Annotated in this window: 14 protein-coding genes and 1 pseudogene; 6 read left to right on the top strand and 9 right to left on the bottom strand. The window is 40.6% G+C overall.

The window, feature by feature from the left end; all coding sequences use genetic code 11:
* Positions 1 to 3: 3 nt before the first annotated feature.
* From K08M4_RS03360 to K08M4_RS03335, 6 genes are all read right to left on the bottom strand, one after another.
* On the bottom strand, positions 4 to 273 hold the full coding sequence (locus tag K08M4_RS03360; RefSeq protein ID WP_086048848.1) for a hypothetical protein: 270 nt from the start codon (positions 271 to 273) through the stop codon (positions 4 to 6).
* Entirely contained in the window at positions 263 to 1,720 is a 1,458-nt protein-coding gene (locus K08M4_RS03355) for a type II and III secretion system protein family protein (RefSeq protein WP_086048847.1), read from the bottom strand. The genes K08M4_RS03360 and K08M4_RS03355 overlap by 11 nt, the downstream gene beginning before the upstream one ends.
* Positions 1,721 to 1,728: 8 nt before the next feature.
* Positions 1,729 to 2,478 carry a Flp pilus assembly protein CpaB gene (gene cpaB, locus K08M4_RS03350; protein ID WP_009847499.1) on the bottom strand — a complete coding sequence of 250 codons (750 nt, stop codon included), beginning with the start codon at positions 2,476 to 2,478 and terminating at the stop codon, positions 1,729 to 1,731.
* On the bottom strand, positions 2,471 to 3,820 hold the full coding sequence (locus K08M4_RS03345) for an ATP-binding protein (protein WP_086048846.1): 1,350 nt from the start codon (positions 3,818 to 3,820) through the stop codon (positions 2,471 to 2,473). Before K08M4_RS03345 ends, cpaB begins: the two co-directional genes overlap by 8 nt.
* A 39-nt stretch (positions 3,821 to 3,859) precedes the next feature.
* The gene (locus K08M4_RS03340; RefSeq protein ID WP_086048845.1) at positions 3,860 to 4,390 is read right to left on the bottom strand and encodes an A24 family peptidase; all 531 of its coding nucleotides are present in this window, start codon (positions 4,388 to 4,390) and stop codon (positions 3,860 to 3,862) included.
* Positions 4,391 to 4,552: 162 nt separating this feature from the next.
* Positions 4,553 to 4,741 carry a Flp family type IVb pilin gene (locus tag K08M4_RS03335; RefSeq protein WP_086048844.1) on the bottom strand — a complete coding sequence of 63 codons (189 nt, stop codon included), beginning with the start codon at positions 4,739 to 4,741 and terminating at the stop codon, positions 4,553 to 4,555.
* A gap of 194 nt (positions 4,742 to 4,935) precedes the next feature.
* Here K08M4_RS03335 and K08M4_RS03330 point away from each other — a divergent pair, with 194 nt between their 5' ends.
* Entirely contained in the window at positions 4,936 to 5,691 is a 756-nt protein-coding gene (locus tag K08M4_RS03330; RefSeq protein WP_086048843.1) for a helix-turn-helix domain-containing protein, read from the top strand.
* Positions 5,692 to 5,781: 90 nt separating this feature from the next.
* The gene (locus tag K08M4_RS03325) at positions 5,782 to 7,470 is read left to right on the top strand and encodes an AMP-binding protein (RefSeq protein WP_086048842.1); all 1,689 of its coding nucleotides are present in this window, start codon (positions 5,782 to 5,784) and stop codon (positions 7,468 to 7,470) included.
* Between the two features lie 178 nt (positions 7,471 to 7,648).
* On the opposite strand, the gene K08M4_RS03320 is transcribed toward K08M4_RS03325, so the two are convergent.
* Genes K08M4_RS03320 through K08M4_RS03310 form a run of 3 tightly spaced genes read right to left on the bottom strand, consistent with a single transcriptional unit; the run spans position 7,649 to position 10,105 of the window.
* The gene (locus K08M4_RS03320) at positions 7,649 to 9,031 is read right to left on the bottom strand and encodes a vWA domain-containing protein (protein ID WP_086048841.1); all 1,383 of its coding nucleotides are present in this window, start codon (positions 9,029 to 9,031) and stop codon (positions 7,649 to 7,651) included.
* A gap of 10 nt (positions 9,032 to 9,041) precedes the next feature.
* Entirely contained in the window at positions 9,042 to 9,599 is a 558-nt protein-coding gene (locus tag K08M4_RS03315) for a TadE/TadG family type IV pilus assembly protein (RefSeq protein WP_086048840.1), read from the bottom strand.
* Between the two features lie 11 nt (positions 9,600 to 9,610).
* Positions 9,611 to 10,105 carry a TadE family protein gene (locus K08M4_RS03310; RefSeq protein WP_435532561.1) on the bottom strand — a complete coding sequence of 165 codons (495 nt, stop codon included), beginning with the start codon at positions 10,103 to 10,105 and terminating at the stop codon, positions 9,611 to 9,613.
* Positions 10,106 to 10,537: 432 nt separating this feature from the next.
* Between K08M4_RS03310 and K08M4_RS03305 the strand changes: the two are divergent.
* The 4 genes and pseudogenes from K08M4_RS03305 to K08M4_RS03290 all read left to right on the top strand — a co-directional run.
* Positions 10,538 to 10,825, top strand: a pseudogene (locus K08M4_RS03305) (LysR family transcriptional regulator); the annotation flags it as partial.
* 164 nt (positions 10,826 to 10,989) lie between these two features.
* A complete protein-coding gene (locus tag K08M4_RS03300) occupies positions 10,990 to 11,205 on the top strand; it encodes a VF530 family protein (RefSeq protein ID WP_086048839.1) in 216 nt (71 codons plus the stop codon).
* 238 nt (positions 11,206 to 11,443) lie between these two features.
* Entirely contained in the window at positions 11,444 to 12,082 is a 639-nt protein-coding gene (locus K08M4_RS03295; protein WP_086048838.1) for a helix-turn-helix domain-containing protein, read from the top strand.
* Between the two features lie 190 nt (positions 12,083 to 12,272).
* The gene (locus tag K08M4_RS03290) at positions 12,273 to 12,857 is read left to right on the top strand and encodes a hypothetical protein (protein WP_086048837.1); all 585 of its coding nucleotides are present in this window, start codon (positions 12,273 to 12,275) and stop codon (positions 12,855 to 12,857) included.
* Positions 12,858 to 12,908 lie beyond the last annotated feature (51 nt).

The raw sequence follows: 12,908 nt of genomic DNA, 5'->3' as shown, positions 1-12,908 counted from the left end.
ACGCTAATTAAAGCTTTGTAAAACCTGGCTATTGTTTCCGGAAAGATCCTCATCACCTTTACCCACATAGTTGTCATAACTAGCTTGCATACGCTCACCAGTCCCATCAGGTAAAACTTCCAAGTTCTCTTGAGTAGCGTTCGGGTTGTACGTTTGTTCCACTTTCAACTGAGCAACCGACTGCCCTAAAGGCGCGTCATTCGCACAACCGACTAATACCAGTGCGAGAAAGACCATCATTGTTCTAATCATATCTATCTCCTTACAAATCATGACCGAATGAACCTTCACTACCACCATCAGTTGGTGTGATAGGTTTAGAAGAACTTACATTACTGTTGTCTTCAGAATCAGAAGGCTCAGCAATATAAGCGCTTCTACCTAACAAGTAATATTCCAGGTCATTCGGGTTAACAAAGGCATCAGTTGGCAGTGTGACTTTGCTTCTGTCTACGGGTTTAGCGAGCCTAGGCGTAACAAGAATGACAAGCTCAGTTTCGCCAGATACATACTCTTGACTATTGAAGAGCTGACCTAAAATTGGCACATCCCCAATACCTGGCATTTTGTTACTGACGTCCCGTACGTTTTCACTCAGAAGCCCCGCAATACCAATGGTTTGACCATCCGCAAGTTCAAGCGTAGAAGAGGCACTTCGACGTGTGATTGGAGGGATAAAATACGTCGCATTCGTCGAACCAGGGTCGATAGTCAATGAACTGCTGTTCGCAATTTCACTCACATCCACAGCCAAGTTTAGATTGATCTTTTTATCACTCAGAACCGTTGGGATGAATTTCAGACCGACCCCATACTCTTTATATTCAATCGTAATACCATCTTCATCTGGCACAGGGATAGGGAATTCACCACCCGCTAAAAACTCAGCCTTAGATCCACTTAATGCGGTTAAGTTAGGTTCAGCTAATACTTTCGCTACACCATTCTGTTTTGCTACATCCAGGGCGAATGTAAACAGGGTATTACTATCAATGAACGAGCCTAAAATCCCGTAATCAGTAGAGGTTGGAATATCAAAGATTGGCGTAGCCCCTAATACACCAGCAGGAACCGATGATGCACCCCATGAAAAGTTAGAGCCACTGGTCTGGAAGAAGTGGAAATTGGCATCGAACTTTCTCACCAAGCTTCGCTGAACCTCGGCGACCGTCACTTCTAACATGACTTGTTGAGCGCCACCAATCGACATTAAATTGATGACTCCGGTGGCAGCAACTTGCTCACTACCGCTCTCTTTAGAGTCGTCTGCAGCTTGCCCTGCTGCGTAAGTTTCAGCAATTCGCATGGCAACATTCATCTTCTGTTGGTTGCTAATTTGCCCACTCAGTAACAAACGATTCTGCGCGCTGTGAACCTCTATAGTCTCATCAGGAAGAAACTCATACAGCTTGGACTTCAAACTATTTAAGTCATGAGTGACCTCGATATTAATCGACTCAATCAACTGTCCTCGTGAATCCCAAGCCATCAGATTTGTCGCTCCTAACTTTTTACCAATCAAAAACACTTCGTTAGATTTTAAAATTACGATATCCAAAACATCAGGGTCACCAAGTGAAACCTTGCTCGCTTTGCCTGATAACACCACATGTGTAGATTTATGGTGTGGAACCGTCACTGTTTTTCCCGTTTGCAATGCAGCAACACTTGCGGTCGAAAAACAAATCAGGCTAAAAAATAACGCTAATATAATTCTCATATCTCACCTCAATCCTTGACGCGCACACTGGATGTTTCCGTACCCTTGATAATGGTGACACTGGGTCTAGGCACGTATCGACGAACGACTTTTTTATCAACCTCATGAGGGTTTCTTAAGGTGAGCTGAATACTGCCTTTGCTCTTCGCCGTAAGAAGCTTCTCTGCATCTTTAGGGGTCACCTCAAGTGTTACCGCTCGAACTATGATAGGGCTGTTTTCTTTGGTTCTTGCTGTTTGGTCTACGGCTAACACTTTAATATCTTTCAACACGGTTCGAGTCGCCGCTGAGTTTTTGCCATAGGAAACGGTATTAAGAATATCGACCTTGTTTCCTGGTAATAGAAACCCAGCAACACCGATAACATCATCGACTCGAATAGTTACTGCTCGCTTATTTTCAGGAATCAACGCAGCGAGTGTTGAACCTTCGCCAGGAACGGTAAAACGCAACTTATGAAGCACCTCTCCTGCGTAGATAGTATTGGCGACAACTTTTCCAATTAGCTCGTTTTGATCTGAGTAATTATTTTCATTGATCCAATCCACTTCCATCAGCTTCGTCGTTAAGTACTGATCTTCAATTACGGTTCCAGCTTCAATTTCTTGAGATGCGACTACAACCGGGTGACGTTCAACCTCTTCAACTTCGATCGTCGGTTGAACTTGGTTATCCATCCATTGCTTAGCAAAAAATACAGCCGCTAAGCCGAATACTACGGACAGTAAAAACAATAGGAATACCTGACTCTTATTCATTATTTTCTTCCTCGTGTCCATCAGAGGTAAAGTAGACTTCCCATGCCATGGAAAGAATATCAAAAGTAATAACTGGCGGGAGTTGTTCAAATGAAAGAATATCTTTGCTAATACCTGCGAGATCTTTAGGTAAGCAAGGGAAAAGTGGCACTTTGTATAGCGTGTGCATTTGAGACAATCGCTCAAAGAAACCATCTTGAAGTTCTACCCCTTTATCAGAAACAACACTCATCCATAAAGCTTCATAGTCTCGTTGGCAAAGAGGTTTAAATTCAATTTTATAACCCAACCGACGCAAGAATGCAGGGTCACTGATCTTATCTGGGTTTAAGTTGGTGGAGAAAGCGAGTGTGAGCACAAATGGCATCGTAACTTGCTGCCCATTCGGTAACGATAGGTAATCGAAGTAATGCTCCATAGGTACAATCCAACGATTAAGGAGGTTGTCCACTGGCATTGGTTGACGCCCAAGGTCATCAATAACCAAAATCCCATTATTTGCCATCATTTGTAAAGGCGCTAACCAAACTCGGCTGTTCTCAGAATGATTAACTTCGAGCATATCCATGGTCAACTCTCCACCCACCTGAATATTGGGTCTTTCACAATTGAGCCAACGCTTGTCGTACTGATCCTTGAGAGAAACCAATGTTTCACTACCGTTGCTGTCTAGCGGTTTATGATGTTGCGTAGAAAAAACTTTAATAATGTTACCGAAGGCGTAAACGGCATAAGGGATAAACACTGAAGTGTGTAGAGCATTGACGATACGTGTTGCTACAAACGTTTTACCTGTACCAGCATGCCCATAAAGAAGTAGAGCTCTGCCTGAATTAATTGCAGGTCCCAACACCGATATCATTCTGTCGACTCCGTAGACGTCACTAAGAGCCGCTTCAACATGCGGTCGAGTCACCAATTCAGAGCGTAAATCTTGTTGATTCACAATATTGCTATATTGAGAGAGAGATACAGGAACAGGTCCTAAGTAAGCATCTCGAGTGAAAGCTAAATCCGCTTCTTCTATGCCTTTTTCAGACAGTGAGTAACGGACATGGCTGTGTGAAGATGAATCTAACGTTAAAGCTGAAGTTGGTTGAAAAACTTCAATGAATGATTTTTGTCTAAGTACCGCAAGTCCATTTTCTACAATATGTGTAACCACACATAAATAGTTAGATAGATCCAATACATCTGACTTAGGGTAAGCGGACAGGTGTTTGAGTAATAAATTTTCAATCACAACCTCAGGTACACCAAGCATTTCAATGGATGTAGGAACCACAGGAGCTGATATTTGAGGCTTTAAATTACTCGGGGATGGTATCCCACTAATATCCATATGTTCTCTCCAACACATCGAATAATAATTCAATTTAAATTACGTAAAATAGCTATACATCGCTAAGCCTATAACAACTGAAGGTGCGAAAGGCATCGTCACCTTATTTGAATACCGATAATGAACCGTAGACACATTCTTTGTTCTGGTTGACATTCCACTAACTAACATTAGTTTTTCTTCAAAATAGTTTCTAACGGTCAGAGATTCACTGTTTGCACTATTATAGAGCAAGTAAAATGTAGCTATTATCCCTGCGGCAATGAGAATATAATAAGAAATATCAAGCAAATTACCCCAACCGACATACAGGCCTATCACACCCAATAGTTTTACATCACCAGCAGACATTGCTCGTAAAAAATATAAAAAAAGGCCTGAAAAGAAAAAGGTTGCAGCACCAACTAAAGAAGTCGTAAGTGAATCCCAAGAAATTCCGCCATTAATCAATAAAATAAAGTACAGTAATACAAATAAAATCAGAGCTTTATTTGGTATCCGACTTTCTTTCACATCGAAGACTGAAACAACAATTAATAGCACCCAAAAAACCAGAGATTCACTTATCATTCATTTATATACCTGACACAATTATTATGAATTTACTGAACAAGGCTGTAGCTATACCAGAGAATATGGCCCAAGCAAAAATGACAAGTAAAGCAGCACCGATAACGTACTCGACAATAGTTAGTCCTTTCTGCTTTCTAATTCCCTTTTTATTCATAGTGTCTACGGGGCTGTTGTCGTACTAATAGCATTAACAATAGCACTGAGTTTTGCTGACAAGACATTACCAATTCCACTGAATATGGTTGTCAACCCTAACACGAGCATAGCAGCACCGATCACATATTCGATGACCGTTAAACCTTCTTCATCATTCATAAATTCTTTAATTTTTTTCAATAGGTTACTCATAAGAATCTCTCCTTGATTTACGTATCAGGTTTTATTTACCTGTAAACTAAATCTAGAGCTGAACGATATATTAGGTTAGGATTATTTTGCCATTTACTTGCACTTTCTTGTGGTACTTCTAATCTAATTACTATTACTTGTTATTCGGTTGTTTTTAGACAAAAAAACCAATATGAAACTAAGATTATATTAAAATGAAAATAGTAACTCCGTTATTGTCGGACAAAGATAGTGATTTCAACTCCGTTATTATTAATAAAATAGGCCACTATTTTTCTATTAAAAACTTCAAACAAGACATATCTATAATCAGTAACTTAGATGTAAGATTGGTATTTTTCATATTGAATAGCGCAGATAAAATCCAACTACTTACCATGGCTTTATCTATTTGCGAAAACTTAAACAAAAGAATTGTCATTATTTGCTCTGACCCGTTACCTAATATCGTTCGAAATCATAAGAATATATTTTTCATCATAGAAACAAACAGTAATCATCTGACCAGTCAATTCGAAGAGCTTAAGGCTAAGACACAGCATATGTTCGAGTCCCACTTCGATATCGACAGAGACACAAACAACAACAACAACAACCAACTGCCTGTAAAGGTCTTCACATCCGAAGTTGTTAACTTTGTGATGGACAACATCAACAAAGAAATCAGAGAAACAGAGATCGCCGAGAAATGTCACTGTTCAACCACCTATTTTTCTAAGAAGTTTCATCTACACTTTGGAGTAAGCTTCAGAGACTTCGTGTGCGATAAACGTATTCTACTTGCCAAAAAGTTAATCGAAGCAGATACCGAATCAAAAATTGCTGTCATTGCCTATCAATGTGGATACAAGGATGTGTCATATTTCTCGAGAATTTTTAAGAAACGGACTGGAGTAACGCCTGCAAGTTACAGGCGAGCCTGCACAGATAACGGAAAACAAAGAACATAAACGCTAATTTTACTCCCTAAAAGAAAAAATCATGGTACATTTAACATGATTTTAACAAAAATAACTTAGCGAAAAACATGGAGTTAGACAATGATTCAGCCTAACGAGTTTAGCCAAGAACAAGCAACAGCTCTCCCTACACCCAATGACATGATTTTAAAATGGGCAGAAGAACGCCCAGATGAAGTCTACTTAAAGCAAATTATTAACCGCCAATTTGTTGAGTTTACTTATAAAGAAGTGGCCGACAAAGCACTGAAACTGGCGTCAGCATTAGAAGGACTCGGAGCCCAACCCGGTGATCGAGTCGCTCTCGTATCGAAAAACTGTGCAGAGTGGTTTATCTGCGATCTTGCCATGATGTTAGGAGATTTTGTCAGCGTCCCAATCTTTCCTACCGCGGGTGCCGATACCATACAGTACTGTATCGAACACAGTGAAAGTAAAATTGTGATAGCGGGTAAGCTTGACGATCCTAAGGCCACTCAAAAAGTACTGGATGAAAACCCAAACTTGGTGAGTATCTCACTGCCCTACGATAGCGCAGCAAAGTGCCAACACACGTTCGAGCAACTCGTCGATACACATGAGCCATCAACCAAGCGTCCTCAGCATCACGATGATAAAGTAATGTCGCTTGTTTATACTTCGGGTACATCAGGGCTACCAAAGGGCGCAATGCTCACATACGGAGCCTTTACGTGGTCAGTTCAACGTTTGATCGATCATATTGGTATCCAACCCGGCGATCGCCTGTTCTCTTATCTACCGCTTGCCCATATTACAGAACGAGTGTACATCTTTGGCTCATCGGTAATGGGCGGTATAGTCACGGCATTCCCTGAGTCTTTAGATACCTTTATTGATGATGTAAAAATGCATCGCCCTACTCTATTTATTTCAGTTCCTCGTTTATGGACTCTCTTCCAGCAACGAATCCAAGATAAGCTGCCGCAGAAGAAACTTAACTTCTTACTTAAGATTCCGTTTATCAACAACATCATTAAGAAGAAACTGGCTGATGGCCTAGGGTTAGATCAAGCCCGCGTTTTAGGGTGTGGTTCGGCTCCGGTATCACCGGCTCTACTTGCATGGTATGAGAGTGTTGGCCTACACATTACCGAGGCTTGGGGAATGACGGAGTCTTTCGCCTACAGCACGATTAACCACCCGTTTAGAGCCGACAAAATTGGTACTGTGGGTAATGCTGGCCCAGGCATCGAACTCAAAATTGCAGAAGATGAAGAAATTTTGGTTCGAAGCAAAGGTATGTTCTCTGGTTATTACAAAAATGACATAGCAACCCAAGAGTCTTTTAACTCTGAGGGATGGCTTCATACTGGCGATATCGGTGATATCGACAGCGAGGGCTACCTAACGATTCGCGGACGTAAGAAAGACACCTTTAAAACTGCGAAAGGTAAGTTTGTGGCTCCCGTGCCAATCGAAAACAAACTGTTTGAATACAGCCGCGTAGAAATGATGTGTTTGATCGGCTTAGGCTTACCGGGCCCGATCCTACTCGTAGTACCGCATGACTTCCCTAATTTTGATCGTGCTCGTTATGAAAGAACAAGTAAACGTGTCATTGAAAAAATGAACCAACAGTTAGCCTCGCATGAGAAGATCAAAGGGGTACTGATGATTAAGGAACCGTGGAGCATCGACAACGGTGTACTTACCCCTACTCTCAAGATAAAGCGACATATCCTTGAGCAGAAATACCATGAAATCGGTCATAACTGGCCGAAAGATAAATTGGTGATTTGGGAAGATTAACTATTACTGGTAACAACGCTAAATAGTAGTTAGCAGTATAATAATAGGTACAACTAAAATAACAGACGGCAATAAGAGGGAGCTGAAGAGCTCCCTCTTTCTTTATGTAATTCAAATTCCTACTGACCGTTCTTCTTAACTGACAGTCTTAACGCAAGTAATAACCCGCAGACCAGTATTACAAGGTTAACCTGATAATTACGTCTAACATCTCATCAAAACATGGACCTAATGCCTCTTCATCGATAGCATGGCAATACACCCCTTCAAGCTGTGCGGGATCATAGTCGGAACTCAGGTCCGGATCATCTAAAAGCGCGCTAGAGTTTGCCATTCGTAACAATAAGTCCTCACCAAGCTCACTATCAGGTCCAGTTGCCGATGTTAGTGATGAGCCTAAACCCAACGTAAATACATATATGTCTTCCGTTCTAGCCTTTTCCGCGATGTCTTCAACTAGATTACGAGCAACCCGATTCACTCTGATATACAGATCATTTGCAGAATGACTATCAGGGGCATATTGCGCTACTGGGCGCACCGTATGAGTCGGGTTCAAAATGTTGAACTCGGTGGCACTAACATCATGAGCTGTATAATACTGAGGAATTTCGCTGATATAGTCATCAATATCTCTACCCTCGTAACCACCCGGTAACCTGGTAGCAATCGTATCATGTCTCCAAAGACCTCTAGGTCTACCACTACTACCATCGCTCGATCTTATAGCCCCTGTGTGAGTACCCCCACCTTCAAAATCAAACGTCGTTGCAAAGGTATTAGGTGCTCCATCAGTAAAGAATACGATCACTTTCAAGTTGGCAGGATCAGTCACTGTTCTGAGTTCATTCAGAGCTCGATACATCCCTTCCGATGCATTGGTATATTGGGCATTTGAAGTGCTACCAAAGTTAAAACTGTCGATTTCAGATTTGATGGTACTCCTGCTATGTCCACGGGTCGCATTGAACCCCACAGGGACTTCAGATCCAAAAGCAAACTTAACCAATGAAATTCGGTCAAATCCTTCATGAAAATTTTCAATGAACGACTTAGACCGATCAATCACATCTTGAGTCACGTCGCCGATACTCCCGAGTCTCAAAGAGGTCGTATTATCAATCACTAACACCAAATCTACCGGGCGACGGATAGATTGTGCTGAAACTCCTGGGTTGAATGTATCTAACCCTATCAAGGGCAAAAAGATAGTGGGTACTTGCGCTGTGGCCGAAATATCTATGGAAATGTTACCAAAAGAATCATATGCGAAGTTCACCGCACCTAAGTTCGGCGTTGCTGAATAAAAGTCGGCGGGGATATTGGCTGAAAAATATTTTTGAGCTGCAGCACGCCCTGCATCTTCGCCATTAGCGACCGCTCTTGCGGCTGCAATGCTCGCAGCATCAACCGCCGCAAATAATTTAGACTTAACAATGTAAGCGCGTCCAGCATCAACTGAAAGTCCGACAACTAACAAAATAAAAGGCAGTGCGATGACTGACATCAAAGCCACTAACCCCCGACTATAACGATATTTGATTGGGGTTCCCTTATCCATTTTAACCTCCCTACATATATGTTGTGTCGCTCAGAATATATTGCTCGTCGAATACTCTACTAAAGATGGGTGAGTAGCCATAGAACACCTCTACGCTGTAAACGATCTCCCCGTCATCAAGTGCAACTGCGAGATTATTGATGAGCGGAGGATCATCTGAATCTACATCAGAACATTCCCCATCATTTGCCCAGTTACTGCAACTCGACCAAATAGCACTATTTTTACTTAATCCGTGTTGGTTCCATCGATATTGACTTTTAATGTAGGGAGAAGCATCTTCTTGACCAACCACCTCGGTAATGTAAATGACACCGTCTTGCGTCAAGTCCAATGTTCCCGATGTCGTCGCTATGATGTCCATCACTTCTTGGGGGGGGGCAGTATTACTCCGTGAAATAATGTTCCCACCTTCTCGACTGATACTGATAATGATGTGATTGGCTTGAATGAGGTGCGTGATATCGACAGCAGCAACAATAAGCAACATGAACAATGGTGCTATTAACGTCATTTCTATTGCCGCAAACCCTTTCTCAGCGGCTCTTTTTATCTTCAAAGGAAACATCTTGCTCCTCCTTAAAAAGCTTCGTTTTTCATTGCTGCGCTAACGGTAAATTTAAACTTTCCGTCATCGAGCAAAACATACATATAAGGGTTTACGGATGGCCACTCGCAATCAAGATGAATAGAAATAATGTCTCCTGAACCACCAAATCCAGCGATCGCATTGCCGTAGACATCTTCAACACGTATGTTTTGAACATCCATCACTTTGTCGAGCAGACCGCTCGAAGATTGGGAAATTTTTTCTAATATTGCCGCTTCTCGGTTACTCGATGCGTCAGGATCTAGATCAGAACGACCTGTGATGGCATATCTTGCCCCCTCTCTTGCCGAATGCTGCATGGTCAATTTAACAAACCCATATATACCAAGATCAACAACCGTTAAAAAAAGCGCAAAAAACAGGATCACCACAATCGTAAATTCGATAATAGCGATGCCTTTTGTTTTTGATTTGAGATAGCCTCGTGTGCTGTCACGCCCCGAGCCTCTTAAAATAGACATTATGCAACCCCCACCCATGCATTTTTCTAATCATCACCTCCGGCCCATTGGAGATTCAGAAAATATAGAAAAACATACCCTACACCTATAGGTTTGATTGATTGGTTGTTCAATCTTTATACCTATACATATTTAAAGGGTTATAAATGGGAGGTGTAATTAAGGCTAAAATAAACCGAACCACATGACTTTCAATCACTTAACAATAGTCACAATAATGAAAATTCAATAAAGACTGAACCTTAATTTATTAGCCCTTCAAATAACCGTATGTTTTATATCCATTATCAGAATGTAGACATAAAGATAACGATAGTTGTTTTTACAATAAATAAGATCGAAATTCTCAATAATGAGACAGGGACCTATAAGGATAGCTCTCAATATTTATAGCAATAAACACAGCAACTTTTAGATATTTTCCAATTCTAGGGTGGTTGCTTCCCTTGGGAGAATTGGTTTAAACAAGCGAATGTTCCGATGCAAGACAGTTCTATTCAATGGATGGAAGTAGGTATTTTTGATATAGGATTAACGACAGTTGTGGCTGGTCATGGAGTTTGCCTTGCAACAGACAGTTTAGCTGGTGACTTCATTGAGCGCGGCTTGTTAGTAAAACCATTTGATATAGGCATGACGTCTGGCGTTCAAGTAAACCTATTAAATCTGTGTTTTGCCCCTAACTCGCCTAAAGAAGAGCGTATAATGGCATTTACCAATTAGTTACATGAAGAAGTAAATGAGATATTGGAGAGCCAGCTCTTGTCTTTCAATTCCTGAAATAGGCAGTTCCTCAATAGCTAAACATAAACTACCAGCTTAAATGGTCGGATAATTCATAAAGCGAAACTGGTATACTTATCTCAAATAAATGGCGAGAACATCTCATGACACAAGATAATAATCCACTTCACGGTATCACTCTACAGAAGCTACTAACTGAATTGGTTGAACATTACGGTTGGGAAGAGTTGAGTTACATGGTAAACATCAACTGCTTCAAAAAAGACCCAAGCATTAAATCGAGCTTAAAATTTTTACGTAAAACTGATTGGGCTCGTACCAAAGTAGAGCAGATTTACATCCAGCTAAAAACTAAATAGCCCCCTCCTTTAACAAACGCACCATTTACGGTACTAAAGTATGAAACCATTGGTGCGCATTTCATTAAATTTTCTTATATTATTTTAAAAAATCAACAAGTAAAACAAATATCACATCAATTACATTGAATAATACTTAATCAATACTAATATTATTTAACTAGACACAGTGGGATAACTCCTCATTAACCTACCGATAATTAAAGATTTTTTGTACGAGTAAATAGAGAGGTCAATCATGGAAGTTGATTCTGAACTCGCGTTAGACATTCATGTTCTTACCCGCAACAATTCATACTATAGGGTGATAAAAGACCTACTTGCAGTATCTATTCCTAGTGCGCAAATCACTCATTCACAATGCTTTATGCAAGTACCGAAACTCAAACCTGAAACAGTTGTTCTATTTGATATTCAAACCATGCCATGCCCCAAAAGATACGGATTTATCCTACATGAAAGAAACGAATTTTGGTTAGCCGTCAATGTGAATGACAATACATCTACAGTATGGCTAGAGAAAGGCTTTTCAGGGCAAATAGATCAGCACTTTGAGTTTATATCGAAAGCAATTTTATCTGTTTATCAAGAAGATATATGGTTTCCAAGGTCAGTGTTAAATAAACTGGTTTCTTCCTATCAAAGCAATGAACCTAACTATGAATCAGCCTGCGAAAATATACTTAATTATAAAGAGTTAACAAAAAAAGAGAGGGATACTTGCTCATTGATACTAAAAGGACTGTCAAACTCTCAGATAGCATCTCAACAGCACGTCAGTATCAACACCGTGAAGACTCACTCATCAAACTTACTTCGTAAATTAAACTTGCGATCTAGGTATGAACTTCTTGCTCAGGTAAAAAGCTTTAATTAAATTCCGTATAGCAAGGTCACAATAAAATAGTAAGATCACAGGAAAAGTGGAATATAACAAAACTCATTCTAAACTCACCCTATGTAAGCGATATTTTTCACTCTATGTGATGAGGTTTGGCACTTTGTTCCCTCGTAACCTTTAAAAGTGATGCACGGGTATGCATCTTAAATCAACGAGGGATTGAGTTATGAAAAAGTTACTTCTTGCTACCGCTGTAGCAGCCGCTTCACTTTCTTTTGGCGCTTCTGCGGTTCAGTTTAATAACGCTGTGGACTTTACAACACTGAGTAAAACGGACCAAAAGACGATTCGAATCGAAGGTCGAGTTCCAAAACGCTGTCTATTGCGAATCGGTAAAAAAGACGTGAAGAATAACGTTCTACGTAAAGCAAACAAAGTTCATACTGATTCGTGGAGCAATGGCTTCAACAACAAGAAAGTTTTAGTAGGTAACTTACGTGCTTGGTGTAATTACGGTGCTGATTTGGAATTTTCAGTCACAGCTTACCAACTAAACGGTGTAACCAAGCACAATATGGGTGAAAAAATTAACTATAAAGTAAGAATTGGTTCAGACATGGTGGCGAACACTGAAAACGACCATGCCATAGAAGTAACGGCACCACCAATTCCATCATTGGGCGAACACTTGGTGAACAAAATCAACAAGCATCCCATTTATGTGAAACCTGAAGATTCAGGCTTTGCACGAGCAGGTAAATATAAAGGTAAAATCAAAGTGAGTCTTGCAGCAGCAGGTCCAGCAAGCTAATCACCGAACAACACTTTATAGACAAACAAAACTTGGCTCGGTTATCGAGCC

It is taken from the genome of Vibrio syngnathi (genome assembly GCF_002119525.1).
Taxonomy (GTDB): Bacteria; Pseudomonadota; Gammaproteobacteria; order Enterobacterales; family Vibrionaceae; genus Vibrio; species Vibrio syngnathi.
The sequence above is the reverse complement of the archived record's forward strand: the minus strand, read 5'-3'. Positions and strand labels throughout refer to the sequence as shown.

Bases quoted from the DNA above. Each gene is read 5' to 3' on its own strand.
- K08M4_RS03315 (WP_086048840.1), bottom strand. From the start codon at position 9,599: ATGTTTCCTTTGAAGATAAAAAGAGCCGCTGAGAAAGGGTTTGCGGCA.
- K08M4_RS03345 (WP_086048846.1), bottom strand. From the start codon at position 3,820: ATGGATATTAGTGGGATACCATCCCCGAGTAATTTAAAGCCTCAAATA.
- K08M4_RS03335 (WP_086048844.1), bottom strand. From the start codon at position 4,741: ATGAGTAACCTATTGAAAAAAATTAAAGAATTTATGAATGATGAAGAA.
- K08M4_RS03295 (WP_086048838.1), top strand. From the start codon at position 11,444: ATGGAAGTTGATTCTGAACTCGCGTTAGACATTCATGTTCTTACCCGC.
- K08M4_RS03355 (WP_086048847.1), bottom strand. From the start codon at position 1,720: ATGAGAATTATATTAGCGTTATTTTTTAGCCTGATTTGTTTTTCGACC.
- K08M4_RS03360 (WP_086048848.1), bottom strand. From the start codon at position 273: ATGATTTGTAAGGAGATAGATATGATTAGAACAATGATGGTCTTTCTC.
- K08M4_RS03320 (WP_086048841.1), bottom strand. From the start codon at position 9,031: ATGGATAAGGGAACCCCAATCAAATATCGTTATAGTCGGGGGTTAGTG.
- K08M4_RS03325 (WP_086048842.1), top strand. From the start codon at position 5,782: ATGATTCAGCCTAACGAGTTTAGCCAAGAACAAGCAACAGCTCTCCCT.
- cpaB (WP_009847499.1), bottom strand. From the start codon at position 2,478: ATGAATAAGAGTCAGGTATTCCTATTGTTTTTACTGTCCGTAGTATTC.
- K08M4_RS03300 (WP_086048839.1), top strand. From the start codon at position 10,990: ATGACACAAGATAATAATCCACTTCACGGTATCACTCTACAGAAGCTA.
- K08M4_RS03290 (WP_086048837.1), top strand. From the start codon at position 12,273: ATGAAAAAGTTACTTCTTGCTACCGCTGTAGCAGCCGCTTCACTTTCT.
- K08M4_RS03330 (WP_086048843.1), top strand. From the start codon at position 4,936: ATGAAAATAGTAACTCCGTTATTGTCGGACAAAGATAGTGATTTCAAC.
- K08M4_RS03340 (WP_086048845.1), bottom strand. From the start codon at position 4,390: ATGATAAGTGAATCTCTGGTTTTTTGGGTGCTATTAATTGTTGTTTCA.